Source organism: Colwellia meonggei, assembly GCF_057537295.1.
This window is the reverse complement of the sequence record NZ_BAAJLZ010000003.1, coordinates 446,075-458,927: the sequence shown is the minus strand read 5'-3', so window position 1 is coordinate 458,927 and position 12,853 is coordinate 446,075. Positions and strand designations below refer to the sequence as shown.

General features: G+C 37.8%; 15 protein-coding genes. 5 read left to right on the top strand and 10 right to left on the bottom strand.

Features of this window, described 5'->3' with window-relative positions:
* Window positions 1-59: 59 nt before the first annotated feature.
* The 8 genes from ahbB (AC27E9_RS10540) to AC27E9_RS10505 all read right to left on the bottom strand — a co-directional run bounded on the left by ahbB (AC27E9_RS10540) (window position 60) and on the right by AC27E9_RS10505 (window position 5,646).
* Window positions 60-602: a siroheme decarboxylase subunit beta gene (ahbB, locus tag AC27E9_RS10540; RefSeq protein ID WP_487129911.1), complete on the bottom strand. Its 543-nt coding sequence runs from the start codon at window positions 600-602 to the stop codon at window positions 60-62.
* Window positions 577-1,062 (bottom strand): Lrp/AsnC family transcriptional regulator, encoded by a 486-nt coding sequence (locus AC27E9_RS10535; RefSeq protein WP_487129910.1) that lies wholly within the window; start codon window positions 1,060-1,062, stop codon window positions 577-579. Before AC27E9_RS10535 ends, ahbB (AC27E9_RS10540) begins: the two co-directional genes overlap by 26 nt.
* The gene (gene ahbB / locus AC27E9_RS10530) at window positions 1,055-1,633 is read right to left on the bottom strand and encodes a siroheme decarboxylase subunit beta (protein WP_487129909.1); all 579 of its coding nucleotides are present in this window, start codon (window positions 1,631-1,633) and stop codon (window positions 1,055-1,057) included. Before ahbB (AC27E9_RS10530) ends, AC27E9_RS10535 begins: the two co-directional genes overlap by 8 nt.
* A gap of 1 nt (window position 1,634) precedes the next feature.
* On the bottom strand, window positions 1,635-2,117 hold the full coding sequence (locus AC27E9_RS10525) for an Lrp/AsnC family transcriptional regulator (protein WP_487129908.1): 483 nt from the start codon (window positions 2,115-2,117) through the stop codon (window positions 1,635-1,637).
* A gap of 2 nt (window positions 2,118-2,119) precedes the next feature.
* Window positions 2,120-3,364, bottom strand: coding sequence for a cytochrome D1 domain-containing protein (locus AC27E9_RS10520; RefSeq protein ID WP_487129906.1), 1,245 nt, complete (start codon window positions 3,362-3,364; stop codon window positions 2,120-2,122).
* Entirely contained in the window at window positions 3,348-3,701 is a 354-nt protein-coding gene (locus tag AC27E9_RS10515) for a c-type cytochrome (protein WP_487129904.1), read from the bottom strand. Before AC27E9_RS10515 ends, AC27E9_RS10520 begins: the two co-directional genes overlap by 17 nt.
* Before the next feature lie 641 nt (window positions 3,702-4,342).
* Window positions 4,343-5,416 carry an AI-2E family transporter gene (locus tag AC27E9_RS10510; protein WP_487129902.1) on the bottom strand — a complete coding sequence of 358 codons (1,074 nt, stop codon included), beginning with the start codon at window positions 5,414-5,416 and terminating at the stop codon, window positions 4,343-4,345.
* 5 nt (window positions 5,417-5,421) lie between these two features.
* Window positions 5,422-5,646, bottom strand: coding sequence for a sulfurtransferase TusA family protein (locus AC27E9_RS10505; protein WP_487129901.1), 225 nt, complete (start codon window positions 5,644-5,646; stop codon window positions 5,422-5,424).
* A gap of 124 nt (window positions 5,647-5,770) precedes the next feature.
* On the opposite strand from AC27E9_RS10505, the gene AC27E9_RS10500 reads away from it, so the two are divergent.
* The 5 genes from AC27E9_RS10500 (at window position 5,771) to AC27E9_RS10480 (ending at window position 10,894) form a co-directional block, all read left to right on the top strand.
* Window positions 5,771-6,379, top strand: a complete 609-nt coding sequence (locus tag AC27E9_RS10500; RefSeq protein ID WP_487129899.1) for a hypothetical protein — start codon at window positions 5,771-5,773, stop codon at window positions 6,377-6,379.
* Between the two features lie 28 nt (window positions 6,380-6,407).
* Window positions 6,408-7,865: a beta-barrel assembly-enhancing protease gene (bepA, locus tag AC27E9_RS10495; protein ID WP_487129897.1), complete on the top strand. Its 1,458-nt coding sequence runs from the start codon at window positions 6,408-6,410 to the stop codon at window positions 7,863-7,865.
* A gap of 56 nt (window positions 7,866-7,921) precedes the next feature.
* Window positions 7,922-8,272 carry an arsenate reductase (glutaredoxin) gene (gene arsC, locus AC27E9_RS10490; protein WP_487129895.1) on the top strand — a complete coding sequence of 117 codons (351 nt, stop codon included), beginning with the start codon at window positions 7,922-7,924 and terminating at the stop codon, window positions 8,270-8,272.
* A gap of 5 nt (window positions 8,273-8,277) precedes the next feature.
* Window positions 8,278-8,670: a DUF2069 domain-containing protein gene (locus tag AC27E9_RS10485; protein ID WP_487129893.1), complete on the top strand. Its 393-nt coding sequence runs from the start codon at window positions 8,278-8,280 to the stop codon at window positions 8,668-8,670.
* A gap of 283 nt (window positions 8,671-8,953) precedes the next feature.
* Entirely contained in the window at window positions 8,954-10,894 is a 1,941-nt protein-coding gene (locus AC27E9_RS10480; RefSeq protein ID WP_487129891.1) for a hypothetical protein, read from the top strand.
* A 6-nt stretch (window positions 10,895-10,900) separates the two neighbouring features.
* On the opposite strand, the gene hda is transcribed toward AC27E9_RS10480, so the two are convergent.
* Both hda and AC27E9_RS10470 read right to left on the bottom strand, forming a co-directional pair.
* The gene (gene hda / locus AC27E9_RS10475; RefSeq protein WP_487129889.1) at window positions 10,901-11,614 is read right to left on the bottom strand and encodes a DnaA regulatory inactivator Hda; all 714 of its coding nucleotides are present in this window, start codon (window positions 11,612-11,614) and stop codon (window positions 10,901-10,903) included.
* Window positions 11,611-12,705 carry a DUF2066 domain-containing protein gene (locus tag AC27E9_RS10470; RefSeq protein ID WP_487129887.1) on the bottom strand — a complete coding sequence of 365 codons (1,095 nt, stop codon included), beginning with the start codon at window positions 12,703-12,705 and terminating at the stop codon, window positions 11,611-11,613. The genes hda and AC27E9_RS10470 overlap by 4 nt, the downstream gene beginning before the upstream one ends.
* Window positions 12,706-12,853: the final 148 nt, after the last annotated feature.

The window sequence follows — 12,853 nt, the reverse complement described above, 5'->3', positions numbered from 1 at the left end:
TAGGTTAATGCTGTTCTTGTTTTACAGCGAAAACCAAAATGTAAACTTTTTAAGTATAGCTAGCGTTTTAATCGCAAGCCTGTTTTCTTCAATATCTCTGTGCTGGTTAACATATCATTAGTTTTAAATTTACATGCTTGATCTGCATCATCATTTCTCAGCTCGAAAACATTTTCCAATAAATCTTTGATTTGGGTTCGGTATTGCTGAACTTCTTGTTCAGTTTTACCATGTACCATGGCAAATAAATTGTAGTTCCAACGTGGTAAATGGCGCGGTCGCAAATAACAATGACTAACAAATGGCAGCCGCCCTACCGCTTTTCCGAATTCACTGACATATTTATCTTGTACGTCCCAAACGGTCATACCATTGTAGCGATAACCTAACTTATAATGGTTAGGCACTGCAGCTATTCTGCGGATAATACCGCGCTCTTTTAGATCGGCTGTCATGGCTAGTACTTCGGCCACAGAAACTTCTAATTTTTCGGCTACTTGCTGATACGGCTTAGCAACAATTGGTAATCCCGACTGCGTTAGTAAAATGTATTGACGCTCAAGTGCCGTCAATTCTTTAGGCTGGGAGATATAGTTGGACATAAAATTCTTCTAGTTTAGGAGTATTAAGCACTGGTAGAGAGGTTTTTTCCTCAATATCACTAATAATTTGGTTCACTTCATCTTCTGATTCTGCACCAACTACAAACCACATATTATAATCATGGGTCCGGCGGTAATTGTGTGCAACTTCATCAAAGCTATTCACTTGCTCGGTGACTTCTTCAAACCTATCCTCAGGAACCGCTAAAGCAGCCAATGTAAAAGCGCCGCCTAAACATACTGCATCAAACATTGGGCCAAAGCGTGTTAACACTTTATTGACCATTAAGTGGTTTAAACGTGCAAGAACCTGCTCTTCACTACTGTTTAACTGTTCGGCTATTTCCAAAAATGGCCGCTCAGAAATAGGTAAACCACGTTGCAACAAATTAATCAGTTGTTTATCTAATGCGGTTAACTCAGCGAGCGTCGTCGTTGAATGACGCGATGATTTATCCATTATTAACACCTTTTCTACCGTAACGAGCCCCTTGTTGCTTATAGGCTTTAAAACTAAATAAAATATCTTTTTCTACACTCGCTAGAGAGAACTTTTCTACCATGGCATCAATTTGCGCTACCACAATGTCGCGATCAGTGCCGTGAATCATACAAAATAAGTTATATGGCCAATGTGGCAAACGACGTGGACGTCGGTAACATAAAGACACTTCTGGATAACTAGAAAACATCGCAGCGACTTTATCTACTTGTTCATCGGCAATATTCCAAACCACCATAGCATTGGCTTTGTAGCCTAATTGACGATGCTTCACCACTAAGCCAAAACGCTTAACTAAACCATCTGTTTGCCAGTGTTCAATCTGAGATAGCACTTGTGCTTCTGTTGCTGATATTTGCTTTGCAATATGTAAATAAGGTTTAGCTACAATAGGTAAACCGCGTTCTAAAATGCCACGTAAGAGCTGTTTTTTCTCTTCGGATAAATCTTCATTCATCAAACAACTTAATTTATGTTCAACAACATTGTTTTCTTGGATTTGGCTAAAGTCGCTAACTAATTGTTTCATATTAATGACTTCCTAGTTGCTGCTGAGAAAAGTTTATATTAAACGCCAAATCAATGTGATAAGACGCTTCCATTGGCAAAACTAATACTTGATAACCGGTTAATTGCTCAATTTCTGTTATCACTTGTAAAAGAGTGTCATCGTCACTCGCAGTCACTACAAACCACAAGTTATAGCTGTGTTCACGACCATAATTATGATTAACTTGCTCAAACTGATTAACAATTTCAGCAATTTCATCTAACTTATTATCAGGTACAGCAAGTGCTGCCAAGGTGCTTGAACCTGCTTTTTTGTGATTAAAAACCGGGCCAATTCGCGATAAAATTCCCGCTTCATCTAAAGCTACCATTGCTGAGATCACCGCTTGCTCTGAACTATTAAGCGTTTCAGCCATTTTTTGGTAAGGCTGCGAACAAAGCGGGAAACCTTTTTGGAAACGGTTAATAATATCTTGCTGCAACTGAGTAAGAACAACGGACATGATTAAAGTCCTATTTGGTGAGCGCGATTGGTAAAAAAGATACCGCTCGGACTTTCAGATGGAATAGTATTTAATAAGGTTTGCGTTTTTGTGTCGTAAACTTGCACTTCGTTAGCATCACGAACCGACATCCAAACTTTATCGCCTCTTGGAGTAAATTCCATGTGAAGTACCGCGGGACCTGGCGTTAAAGTATTCACCTTCTCTAAGGTTTCAGTGTTAAACACTTGAATGGTGTTGTTGTCAGGAAAGGCAAAGTTGACCCAAATTTGACGATTATCTGGTTGTGCCATTACAAAAATAGGTTGGCTATGCGCCTCTATTTCAGCTACTTGTTGCCAAGTATTAGTGTCGATAACGAGCACTTTATGTTGGCCAACGGCAGGAACAAAGGCACGGTTGCCAGCAATAGCCCAACCTTCTAGGTGTGGCATTTTATAAACAGGTAGCTTTTTATCACCTTTTCCGTAATCACTTAAAATGCGTTTCACCCCGTTTTCTGGGTGCCATAAATCAAGTAATGCCATGCCATCTTCACCAAAAAGACCTGCAATATAATAGCGGCCGTCAGGGCTGATTAAGGCATCGTAAGGAAATAAACCTATATCTTTATATTTGGTAATTGCAACCTCTGCACCTGAGAAATCGGCTACCCAAGTTTCATGGCTATCAAATAAACTAAAAACAAATTTGTTATCTGGGGCATCAACTAAACCAACCACTTTAGAGCGATATGGCTGACCATCTTTTGTTAAGCCTTTACTTGGAACAATTGTCGCTTCAATATTGGCGACTAATTCTAAGGTTTCGCTGTTAAATACTTTGACTCCACCAGGAGTATAATTTGATACGGCAACCAATTTTCCATCTTGACTGATGGCACCTCCAATGCTGTTACCCGACTGTATAATACGGCGATCTATTTTGTCTTTTAGTAAGTCAACTTTTGTTAAGCCACCATCACGACCGAATATGTAAGCAAAGCGTTCATCTCGAGAATAAACAATAGAGGCATGTGATAAGTCACCTAAACCGTCAATTTCTGCTAATTGTGTCGCATGAGTATGGTTAACAATTTGAACTTGGCCTGTAGCACGTTCAATAATGACACCTAAATCTCCAGTAGCACGTAAAGATGATTCAACATTAACTTCATTTTGGTTTACGCTTTTAAGCGTTGATTGAGAACATGCACTCACTAAAACCGACAACACTGTCGCCGCTAGTAATTTACTTGGATTGATCATGAGTTTCGATACCTTGTTGTAATTGTTGACTGATCCACGATGCTTCTTGCACCGTTAAAAGTGATTCCCACGGAGGCATTGCCGTACCGGGACGACCAAATAAAATAGTATTTTTGATAACAACTTGAGGTAATCTCTGCATTGTTTCGGGTAATAATGTTGGCCCTAAACCGCCCTTTAATGTCATGCCATGACAAGAACCACAGTCTTGCTTAACCATATGAATAAGTTCAGCTTTACGTTTAGGAGTTAATTCTTCGGCCTGTGCTGAAATACCGTTACTAAAAACTAATAAGGTCGTCAATGCAGCCATTAAAGAGTGTTTTCTCATTGTCATGCGTTTACCTTTATCAACATCATTTTTACAGCCTTATGTTGGCATAAGTGTGATAATTTGCTTTGATTTAAATCACACAATATAAAAATTTGTAATAGACATATGAATAGAAGGAGAAGAGTTATTTGCCCAAACTTTTGAGAGTAATAGTGTTAAAAAGGTTTACATTGCTTGGTCAATATTTATACCTGTTATATTTACTAGCTGCCGCCCTTTCAGCTATTGGAATACAAAAGATTAAAAATGATACCTAGAATTAAAATAAGCTACTTATCCGACATCGCCATAAGCAAGTGAATAACCTATCGCCCATTGATTTATTAGGAATAATGACATCCGTTGGCGAACCAAAAACTGCTAAATAACTGGCATTTAAAATGCTGTATAATTAAGCAAAAATTGCAATTACTACAGAAAATTTAATTTAAATTTAGGTCACATGCATAACCGTATGCTATTAATATCGCTATGCAAGCCCAGTTAAGAAACAAACTTAATAGTAATTAATTTCGACGTGTCAACTAAGCACAGAAGTGTTGATAATGACAAATATCAATAATTGGAATCGAGATAGAAAAGATTTAGATAAACTAAAACATTATGTAGGCTGTCAATTTAAGCCTACATAATATGGCTGAAAACTAGCTACTTTGTAATGGTTCGTTCTGTGTAGTGGTTGACCATGCATTTAGCACAGCTTTCACTAAGGTTGCTAATGGAATAGCAAAGAATACCCCCCAAAAGCCCCACAAGCCACCAAATAAGATTACCGCAATAATGATTGTTACCGGATGCAAATTTACCGCTTCAGAAAACAATAAAGGTACCAATAAGTTACCATCTAATGCCTGAATAATACCGTACGCTAACATCACGTAACCAAATTCGGCGGTTGTACCAAATTGAAATAATGCTACTAACATTACCGGAAAAGTGACAATTGTCGCGCCAACATATGGCACCAAAACCGACAAACCAACCAGTACACCAAGCAGCACAGGATAATTTAGCCCAAGCGCAATAAAGGCAATTGTTGATGCTGCGCCGATAATCGTGATCTCAATTAATTTACCACGGATATAATTCATGATCTGTTGGTTCATTTCATTACCCACTTGCTTAGCCATGCGGCGATCATTAGGTAAGAATTGACGTACACTATCAAACAGCACTTCTTTATCTTTTAAAAAGAAAAACACCATCAGCGGGACCAAAATCAAATAAATCAGTAAGGCAACGACATCTGAAATAGAATTAAGTGATGCTTGTAACGCTACTTGTCCCCATTCAATGAACTTATCATTCACTAAAGTAATAAGTTCACCAATTTGCTCAGCACTCACTATAGTTGGATATTTTTCAGGTAAGGCTAATAAATAAGTATGACCTTGACCGACCATTTGCGGCACTTCTTGAAATAAATTACTGCTTTGTTGCCAAATAACTGGCATTAAACCTAAAATTCCCAACAGTGAAAAACCAACAAATGCTGAAACCACTACTACAACAGATAACGAACGAGATAGCCCAAACTGATTTAGTTTATTAACGGGTAAATCCAGTAAGAACGCTATGGCAACAGCAACAAACACCGGCATTAATAAGTTACTAAAAAAATATACAAATAAAAAAGCACAAATTAAAATAACCAGAAGGGTTACCGCATTTGGATCTGAAAAATGCCTTTTGTACCAATCGCTAAACAATGTAACCATAATTTCTATTTTTCCAGTTTTATCAATAATTCGATAATGTCTTCACTAACTTTGCGTTGTTCAAAATAAAAGCCTTGTTTCACTAACAATCTAGGAATGTCTTTTTTAGAACCGGTATCGCAAATACGTATCAAACAACTATCAAGGGGGGTTAGTTTTCTTAACAACAAGCGTAAATTTACCAGCGGCACTGGACATTTATCTTGTGTGGCATCGTATTCGTATAACATAAATAAAAATATGCGCAGTACTTTAGTTTAATTATCTAATTTGCGACAATTGATTACAATGGCATAGTGAAATTCTTTTATACTAATTGCTGTAAATATAAAGATAAAACAAAAAAGAGGTTGAATGAGCGAACTTTCAGATAGTCCAAGTCTTAAAGAAATTAACGCCTATAAAAAGAAATTAACTTGGGGCGACGTGCCAGCGGTATATCATTTAGCGGCAACGACCATTAGCGACATTGATGGTATTCTCACTCACGGTTTTGATAGTGCATTCAAGCAATTACTTGATCAAAGTAATTGGAATCGCAACCTTACAACGTCACAAACGAGTATTTTTGATAAAGCAGTAATCGCCGATAAACCGCAAATATCACTTTTTCATAATATTAATGAGCAAAATTATGAATTGCATTGTTACCCTATGGTTAATGGCGAACGACTTACCGAAGCACAAATAAACAATCCTGCGTGCCCATTTATCAAGTGGACACCAGAAACAATGCAAATGCTGTTTAGATTGAACTCATTCACTCCTTTTATTGTCTACACCTTTCAAAAAGGTGATCAAGCAGATTACGCTTTAGTGCGTTATGCCAATACTCGAGTTGATGAATTAATTTCTTTACTTGAACAATCATTTGAAATTGTTGATATTAAAGGCTATTCAATTGCGGAGTTTTGCAAAGAAATTTACCGTAAACATTCAAGTTCACAACCATCAGACACCTAAGTAAACCTGACAATATGGAATTTTAATCTTGTTCAATTTGAAACCCTTAGTAGTGGCAAGCGCATTTTCAACATTAATGGCTAGCAACGTACTCGCAGTTGGTGCAGAAAGCGATAAAAATAAATTACCTGAAATCGGCTCTGCTGGCTTCAGTGTTTTATCTATTGAGAAAGAAAGGCAGATCGGTGGTGAAATGATGCGCCAAATACGCGCTTCACAGCCGGTATTAAACGACCCAGTTTTAACTGAGTACATTAACGACTTAGGCAATCGTATGGTGCGCAATGCCAAAGATGTTAATTACAGTTTCGAATTTTTTGTAATTAAAAATAAAGAACTCAATGCTTTTGCCTTTTTTGGTGGCCATATTGCTATTCATAGTGGCCTGATCACGGCTGCAAAAACGGAAAGTGAACTAGCCTCTGTTGTTGCCCATGAAATATCTCACGTTACTCAACGACATCTAGCTAGGCGATTGGAAGCACAAAGCAAATCGCAACCGCTTACAATGGCCGGGATGATTTCAAGTGTTTTAATTACTTTAATCAACCCTAGTGCCGGTATTGCTGCATTAAGTACAACAATGGCAGCGTCTCAACAAGCTAGCATCAATTATACTCGAGGGAATGAAAAAGAAGCTGACAGAGTTGGTATAATGCTATTGGCTAATAGTGGCTTTAACCCGCAAGGTGCCCCTGATTTTTTCTCAACAATGGCAGAAAAATTTCGCTACAAGTCAAAGCCACCTGCGATGTTATTAACCCACCCATTGCCAGAATCACGAATTTCTGACGCTAGGTTAAGGGCGCAAAGCTTATCTCCCCGCCCGTTAGCACCAAGTTTGCAGTTTGAACTTGCTAAAGCCCGCATTAAAGCACGCTATGAAAGCGATGCGTTGACCAATATAGCTTACTTTAATGACAGCATAAAAAAGCAACGTTATGCCATTGCACAAGCAGCTGAATATGGGTTAGCTCTTGCTCATTACGAGAATAAAGATTACCAAAAATCCGTCAAGCAACTAGAAAACCTATTAGCACAAGACAATAAAAACCTATTTTATGTCGATGCATTAACCGACGCCTATATTTCAGTAAAAGCATTTGATAAAGCCATTAGTATGCTAGCAGAATTAAACTTATTAATGCCGAATAACCAAGTAGTTAGCCTAAATTATGCCAACGCGTTACAAGAAGCAAAAAAGTTAACCCAAGCAGAAGTAGTGTTGCAAGATTTTATCACTTTAAATCCAAGTAATTTTATCGCCCACGATTTATTAACCGATATATACCGAAAACAAGGTAAAACAGCCTTAATGCATGCCACAAAAGCAGAAGTTTATGCATTGTTAGGCGCTTACCCTAAGGCAATTGATGAGTTACAAACTGGCTATAACTTTGTTGAAGAAAATCCACTATTGAAAAAACGAATGAAAGGCCGCATATTGCAGTTACAAGCACAACAAGAAAAACTAAAGCGCTTATAACGCAAAACAAAACCTATAAAAACTAACTACATATATTCATTATTTAAGAGATTCACATGTTAACCATTTACCATAACCCTCGTTGTTCAAAAAGCCGTCAAACCTTAGCGTTAATTGAAGAAAACAATCAAGATGTCACTATTGTTGAATATTTAAAAACACCTTTACATATTGACGCTATTAAAAATTTAGCAAAACTTTTAAATGTTTCTCCAAGGGAAATGATGCGAGTAAAAGAAGCAGAATATAAAGAACAAAACTTAGCAACCGCTGATGATGCAGCATTATTTTTAGCAATGGCCTCAACGCCTAAGCTTATTGAGCGCCCGATTGTTACTAATGAAAATAATGCGATTATTGGCCGCCCTCCTGAAAGTGTTCTATCGCTTTTTGCAACTAAGTCTTAATATAAATGAAAAAAGCACAACGATTTTCAACACAACAGCTAAAAAAAATAGCCTTATTCGGTTATTTTTCATTACTGATATTTATGCCTATTTGGCTAATTTTTATCACTGATGACAGAGCTTTGTCTATTCCACTAACTTTAGTTATGTTTACTTTGCCACTACTGTTTCCATTAAAAGGTTTAGTGCAAGGTAATCCTTATACCTATGCTTGGTCTAATTTTGTCGTAATGATCTACTTTTTACATAGCTTAACGACATTATGGGTGTCAGCGAATGAAAAACACTGGGCATTACTTGAGCTAACTTTCGCCACAATTATGTTTATTGCCGGAAGTTATTATGCAAAATATCGAGGCCAAGAATTAGGTTTAAGTATTCGCAAAAAGAAAAACTAATAAGCCCCTAGCATTCGCCTTACCTAACAATAGCAATTAGTTTTATTATCGAAATAAACAATAAAACTAATTGCTAGTTATTATTATTTCCAATAAAAAACAACCAATAAACTCTTTTCCTAAAATCAATATTAAACCGCTGTTACTCTTTACTCGTTTAAAAAAATTAGTTACAAAGAAGTCTCTATTATCACCTAACATCCATATTTTGACTTTTTATGAACTTTATCAAGCATTGTCAGGTCTGTTTATAGAATGGAATTTCTCAACGTAAGGGGCGTAAATGAAAAATATACAACTGACTAATAAGATTTTTTCTTTATCCGCATTATTTTTGCTACAAGCCTGTGGTGGGAGTAGCAGTGACAGCAGTCTTGATGTTAACCCCGGTGATTTTACCCCTGATGTTGCGCAAACTGGCATTATTGCCTTTGATAATGGCATCAAAACCTCACAAGCTGTCGATTTATTTCTCTACTTTCCAAATGACAATCTCAGCAATATTAGCTGGCAACAAACCGCTGGGATCCCTGTTATTTTTTATGCTGACAATTCAAAAGGCATCGCATTCACTCCCTCAACTGCAGGTGAATATAGCTTTCAAGTATCTTTCACCCGTAATGGTAGTAATGAACAACTTAGTCATACTATCAACGTAGAGAATAGTAATAGCCAAATATCGGCCCGACTTGGCCATGCAGTGCTTGAGGGTAATGATGTTTCTCTTCGCGCCTCGATAGAAAGCGATACAATTTCCACCAATAGTATTCAGTGGCAACAAACGTCAGGACCAACAATCACCTTTAGTGATGGTACTGCAGGCCAAGAAGCGATTTTCTTTACTGCCCCACAGGTTAGCGCCGATAGTTTATTAGAGTTTACTGTTAGCGCTTCTGATGGCAGTACAGCGTATCAAGATACTGTTGCTGTGCTAGTTGAAAATGCGCCAACTATTAGCACAAATTCCAATAACGCTTACGATGACCGCTTAGCAAGGGTATTTCCTTACAATGACAACTCACCCTATGCTGATGTGCTTGTCGACTGTGTTTATAGTAATACTATTGATTTTAGCAATACTTGTCGCTTAAACGAACTCCCTTTAATAGCACATGACAGTACTTCCCCAACGGTTAACGATATTATGAATCGAGTGGTTGTTTCGCATAAATGGATGGGACAGCGATTTAAAGAATTTTTAGAGAATTCAGATCAATTTGGAGATTTTAAAAATTTACTACGTGCTACCACTGCCATTGTTATTTCCTATGATGTTCGCCCATCTTACTATTGGGCAGTAACCGGTGCTATTCACCTTGATCCCAATAACCTTTGGTTAACACCAGACGAACGAGACACTATAAACCAAGCACCTGATTTTCGTGCATCATTCGGTGATTCACTCAACTTTGTTATGCCATGGCGATATGTAAAAGATAATAATTATGCCAGCTTTTATTATCCTGAGAATGTCCGAGTAACTCGTGATGCAGCAGACGGTGTTAACGTATTGGCAGCACTTATGTACCACGAACTTGCACATGCCAATGACTATTTCCCGCAAAGTGAATGGGCTAACATGAACCGAAATGACCGTATTCTTGATAATGCACAGCAACGGCAAGATAGTACTGGTATTGCATCTGATATGTTAGCCACTGCGTTACCACTTAATGGTGATGAAATGTACCGTTTAGCACGAGTAAGATATCATGGAGAAACGGCGACCGATACCGAGCAAAACTATAGCCCAAGTGACGTTACAGGCTTTTTCAACCCAGAACAGTCACCACATTTTTACAATTATTCAAGTAAACGTGAAGATTATGCGATGTTGTTTGACGAGCTAATGATGAAGGTACGATACAATGTCGACCGGGATATAGCCGTAACAAACCAACCACAAAGTGATGATGAAGAGTTTATTGTTACGTGGGGACAACGGGGCCGCATTGGTGAAAACAATATAAGGCCACGTGCGGAGTACGTTACCCGAAAAATATTACCAGAATTTTCAAATGTAGCTGAAGCCATCAATAATTTAGCGCAGCCAATTGGAATGTCATCAGGTAAAACGTGGGCAGAAAACCTAGCTATTAGCCCACAAACCAATCGAGTAGTGAACAAAGATGCCATCGAGTCGCCATTAAATCGTGGGGTTTATTATCGACGCAACGCCAATGGCACTGCTTATTACGAAAAGCCTTTACCAACAAATCACTAGCTACGTTTAATTGAAAAGAATGTCTTTAACAAAGGGAATAGTGATGCGCCGCTGTTCCCTTATTGAAGCTTGATCGAGTTGCTCTAAAGCTGCTAATAAACTAGTCATATCGCGCGATAAGCGGTTAATTAAAAAACTGGCAACATCATCACTAATAAATAAACCGCGTTGCTGCGCTCGATATTGTAGAGCGAAAGACTTTTCTTTATCACTTAATGGTTTAAGTTGCTCCGTTAAGCCCCAACTCAAGCGAGAGACTAAATCAGGTAAGCTGATGTTAAGTTGCGCAACACTTTGATCACCAGTAATGATTAGACACTTATTTTGCTCAACCATACGGTTGTATAAATCAAATACCGCTTGTTGCCACTCAGTATTGCCAGCAATAAGCTGAATGTCATCTAAACAAACCAGATCAATATTTTCTAGCCCTGCTAGTACGTCAACTGACAATTGTGTTAATTCAGAAAATGACAAACACAAGCTCGTTACGCCAAGGGTATCAGCATATGCACAACTTGCATGTAATAAGTGGCTTTTACCAACACCGGTCAAACCAAACAAATATAAGCTATGAACCTTTTTATGGGACTCTGAAATTTGCTGTAAATAGTGTTTTAGCTGTTGCACAACTTGTTGATTACTTTCACTTTGAAAACTCGAAAATGTTTCATCATCAGGCAATTGTACAGACAAAGTTAACTGAGAGACTTTTTTCACTCATCCCCCCAAAAGAAAACAGCAATATCATTCTTTTGCGCTGGACCAGCAAGTGGGTCAATATACTGATTAAGTTCTTCACTTAACTTCAAAGATGCCAATAGTGCTTGTTGTGAACCAATAAGTGATAACTTAAAGCGACGATTACTGCCTTGGGCACTAACGAGCTGAACCGATTCAACTGCAGATAACTCACCAAGAAACTCCGATACCGCAATTAGCTCAGGTAACGAGCTAATATTAGCCACATCAATTAATAATTCATTACTATTCGATGTCGACAACGCATATTGCTGATAAATAACATCAGTGATATCCGACAATGCTCTATTTAACATTTCTAAAGCATCTTCTCCTTGATATTGCTCGCTAAATACTTGCGAATGTTCATTCTGTGCATCAGCCATCAAACTCCAATCTAACACTAGCGGTTGTGTTTGACACAAAGGTTGACAATTATCTGTTTCTTCTTGCATCACTAAACTATTATTGGAAATTCTTACCACGACAATTGATTCAGCAAAATAACGTTTAGACGCCTGTGCTACAGGTTGAGAAAAACGGCCCCAAATATCAGTAACAGTTAAAGCGCTTAAATCAGTTAAATCCATAATTGGCATTATTAACGGCAATCCACGTAACTGAGAAAAAGCATCAATAGCTACTGGAATGGCGGAATTAGACGTTGCCGAAAGTAAGTTACGTGCTAAACCATTTTCCTCAACTACCCACACCATTACTTGTGGACGCAAACGTCCCCATATAGCCAAGTCACTTGCTTTAAACAAATTGTTGATTTTCTCTTCATTAAAAGAAACATCGAGGTAAGTCAGTTTACTACTACGCGTATACTGATATTGATTAACATACTGGTTATAATTTTTTATCGCCTGAGAAACTAAGGGATGTTCAATTTTCTTGCCGCCTACTTTTAAAATAACGACAGCGAGCGCTTTTTTCAGTGCCTGATTACGATCAGCTGCTGATTGTGAGCCCACAACAACTTTCGCACTGTACAAGTTTTCTACTTCGATAGCGCTAATTTTTAACGGCAGTACAAAAAATAGGAAAATCAGACAATTTCTGAACATATATAGCTTTAACAAGTGTTTCATAATAAAGATCTTATCATAATGTTGCTGATTTTTATCACTTAAAAAAAATAATTTATTTTAAAGATTTTCAGCAGGTCTTTGCGCTGGTAGAATGTGCGCCATTATTATATACCCAAGTCACTTA

Excerpts from the sequence above, each read along its gene's own strand:
- AC27E9_RS10515 (WP_487129904.1), bottom strand. The coding sequence starts at position 3,701 with ATGACAATGAGAAAACACTCTTTAATGGCTGCATTGACGACCTTATTA.
- AC27E9_RS10535 (WP_487129910.1), bottom strand. The coding sequence starts at position 1,062 with ATGGATAAATCATCGCGTCATTCAACGACGACGCTCGCTGAGTTAACC.
- AC27E9_RS10470 (WP_487129887.1), bottom strand. The coding sequence starts at position 12,705 with ATGTTCAGAAATTGTCTGATTTTCCTATTTTTTGTACTGCCGTTAAAA.
- AC27E9_RS10520 (WP_487129906.1), bottom strand. The coding sequence starts at position 3,364 with ATGATCAATCCAAGTAAATTACTAGCGGCGACAGTGTTGTCGGTTTTA.
- AC27E9_RS10485 (WP_487129893.1), top strand. The coding sequence starts at position 8,278 with ATGAAAAAAGCACAACGATTTTCAACACAACAGCTAAAAAAAATAGCC.
- AC27E9_RS10525 (WP_487129908.1), bottom strand. The coding sequence starts at position 2,117 with ATGTCCGTTGTTCTTACTCAGTTGCAGCAAGATATTATTAACCGTTTC.
- AC27E9_RS10500 (WP_487129899.1), top strand. The coding sequence starts at position 5,771 with ATGAGCGAACTTTCAGATAGTCCAAGTCTTAAAGAAATTAACGCCTAT.
- ahbB (WP_487129909.1), bottom strand. The coding sequence starts at position 1,633 with ATGAAACAATTAGTTAGCGACTTTAGCCAAATCCAAGAAAACAATGTT.
- ahbB (WP_487129911.1), bottom strand. The coding sequence starts at position 602 with ATGTCCAACTATATCTCCCAGCCTAAAGAATTGACGGCACTTGAGCGT.
- AC27E9_RS10480 (WP_487129891.1), top strand. The coding sequence starts at position 8,954 with ATGAAAAATATACAACTGACTAATAAGATTTTTTCTTTATCCGCATTA.
- AC27E9_RS10505 (WP_487129901.1), bottom strand. The coding sequence starts at position 5,646 with ATGTTATACGAATACGATGCCACACAAGATAAATGTCCAGTGCCGCTG.
- AC27E9_RS10510 (WP_487129902.1), bottom strand. The coding sequence starts at position 5,416 with ATGGTTACATTGTTTAGCGATTGGTACAAAAGGCATTTTTCAGATCCA.
- arsC (WP_487129895.1), top strand. The coding sequence starts at position 7,922 with ATGTTAACCATTTACCATAACCCTCGTTGTTCAAAAAGCCGTCAAACC.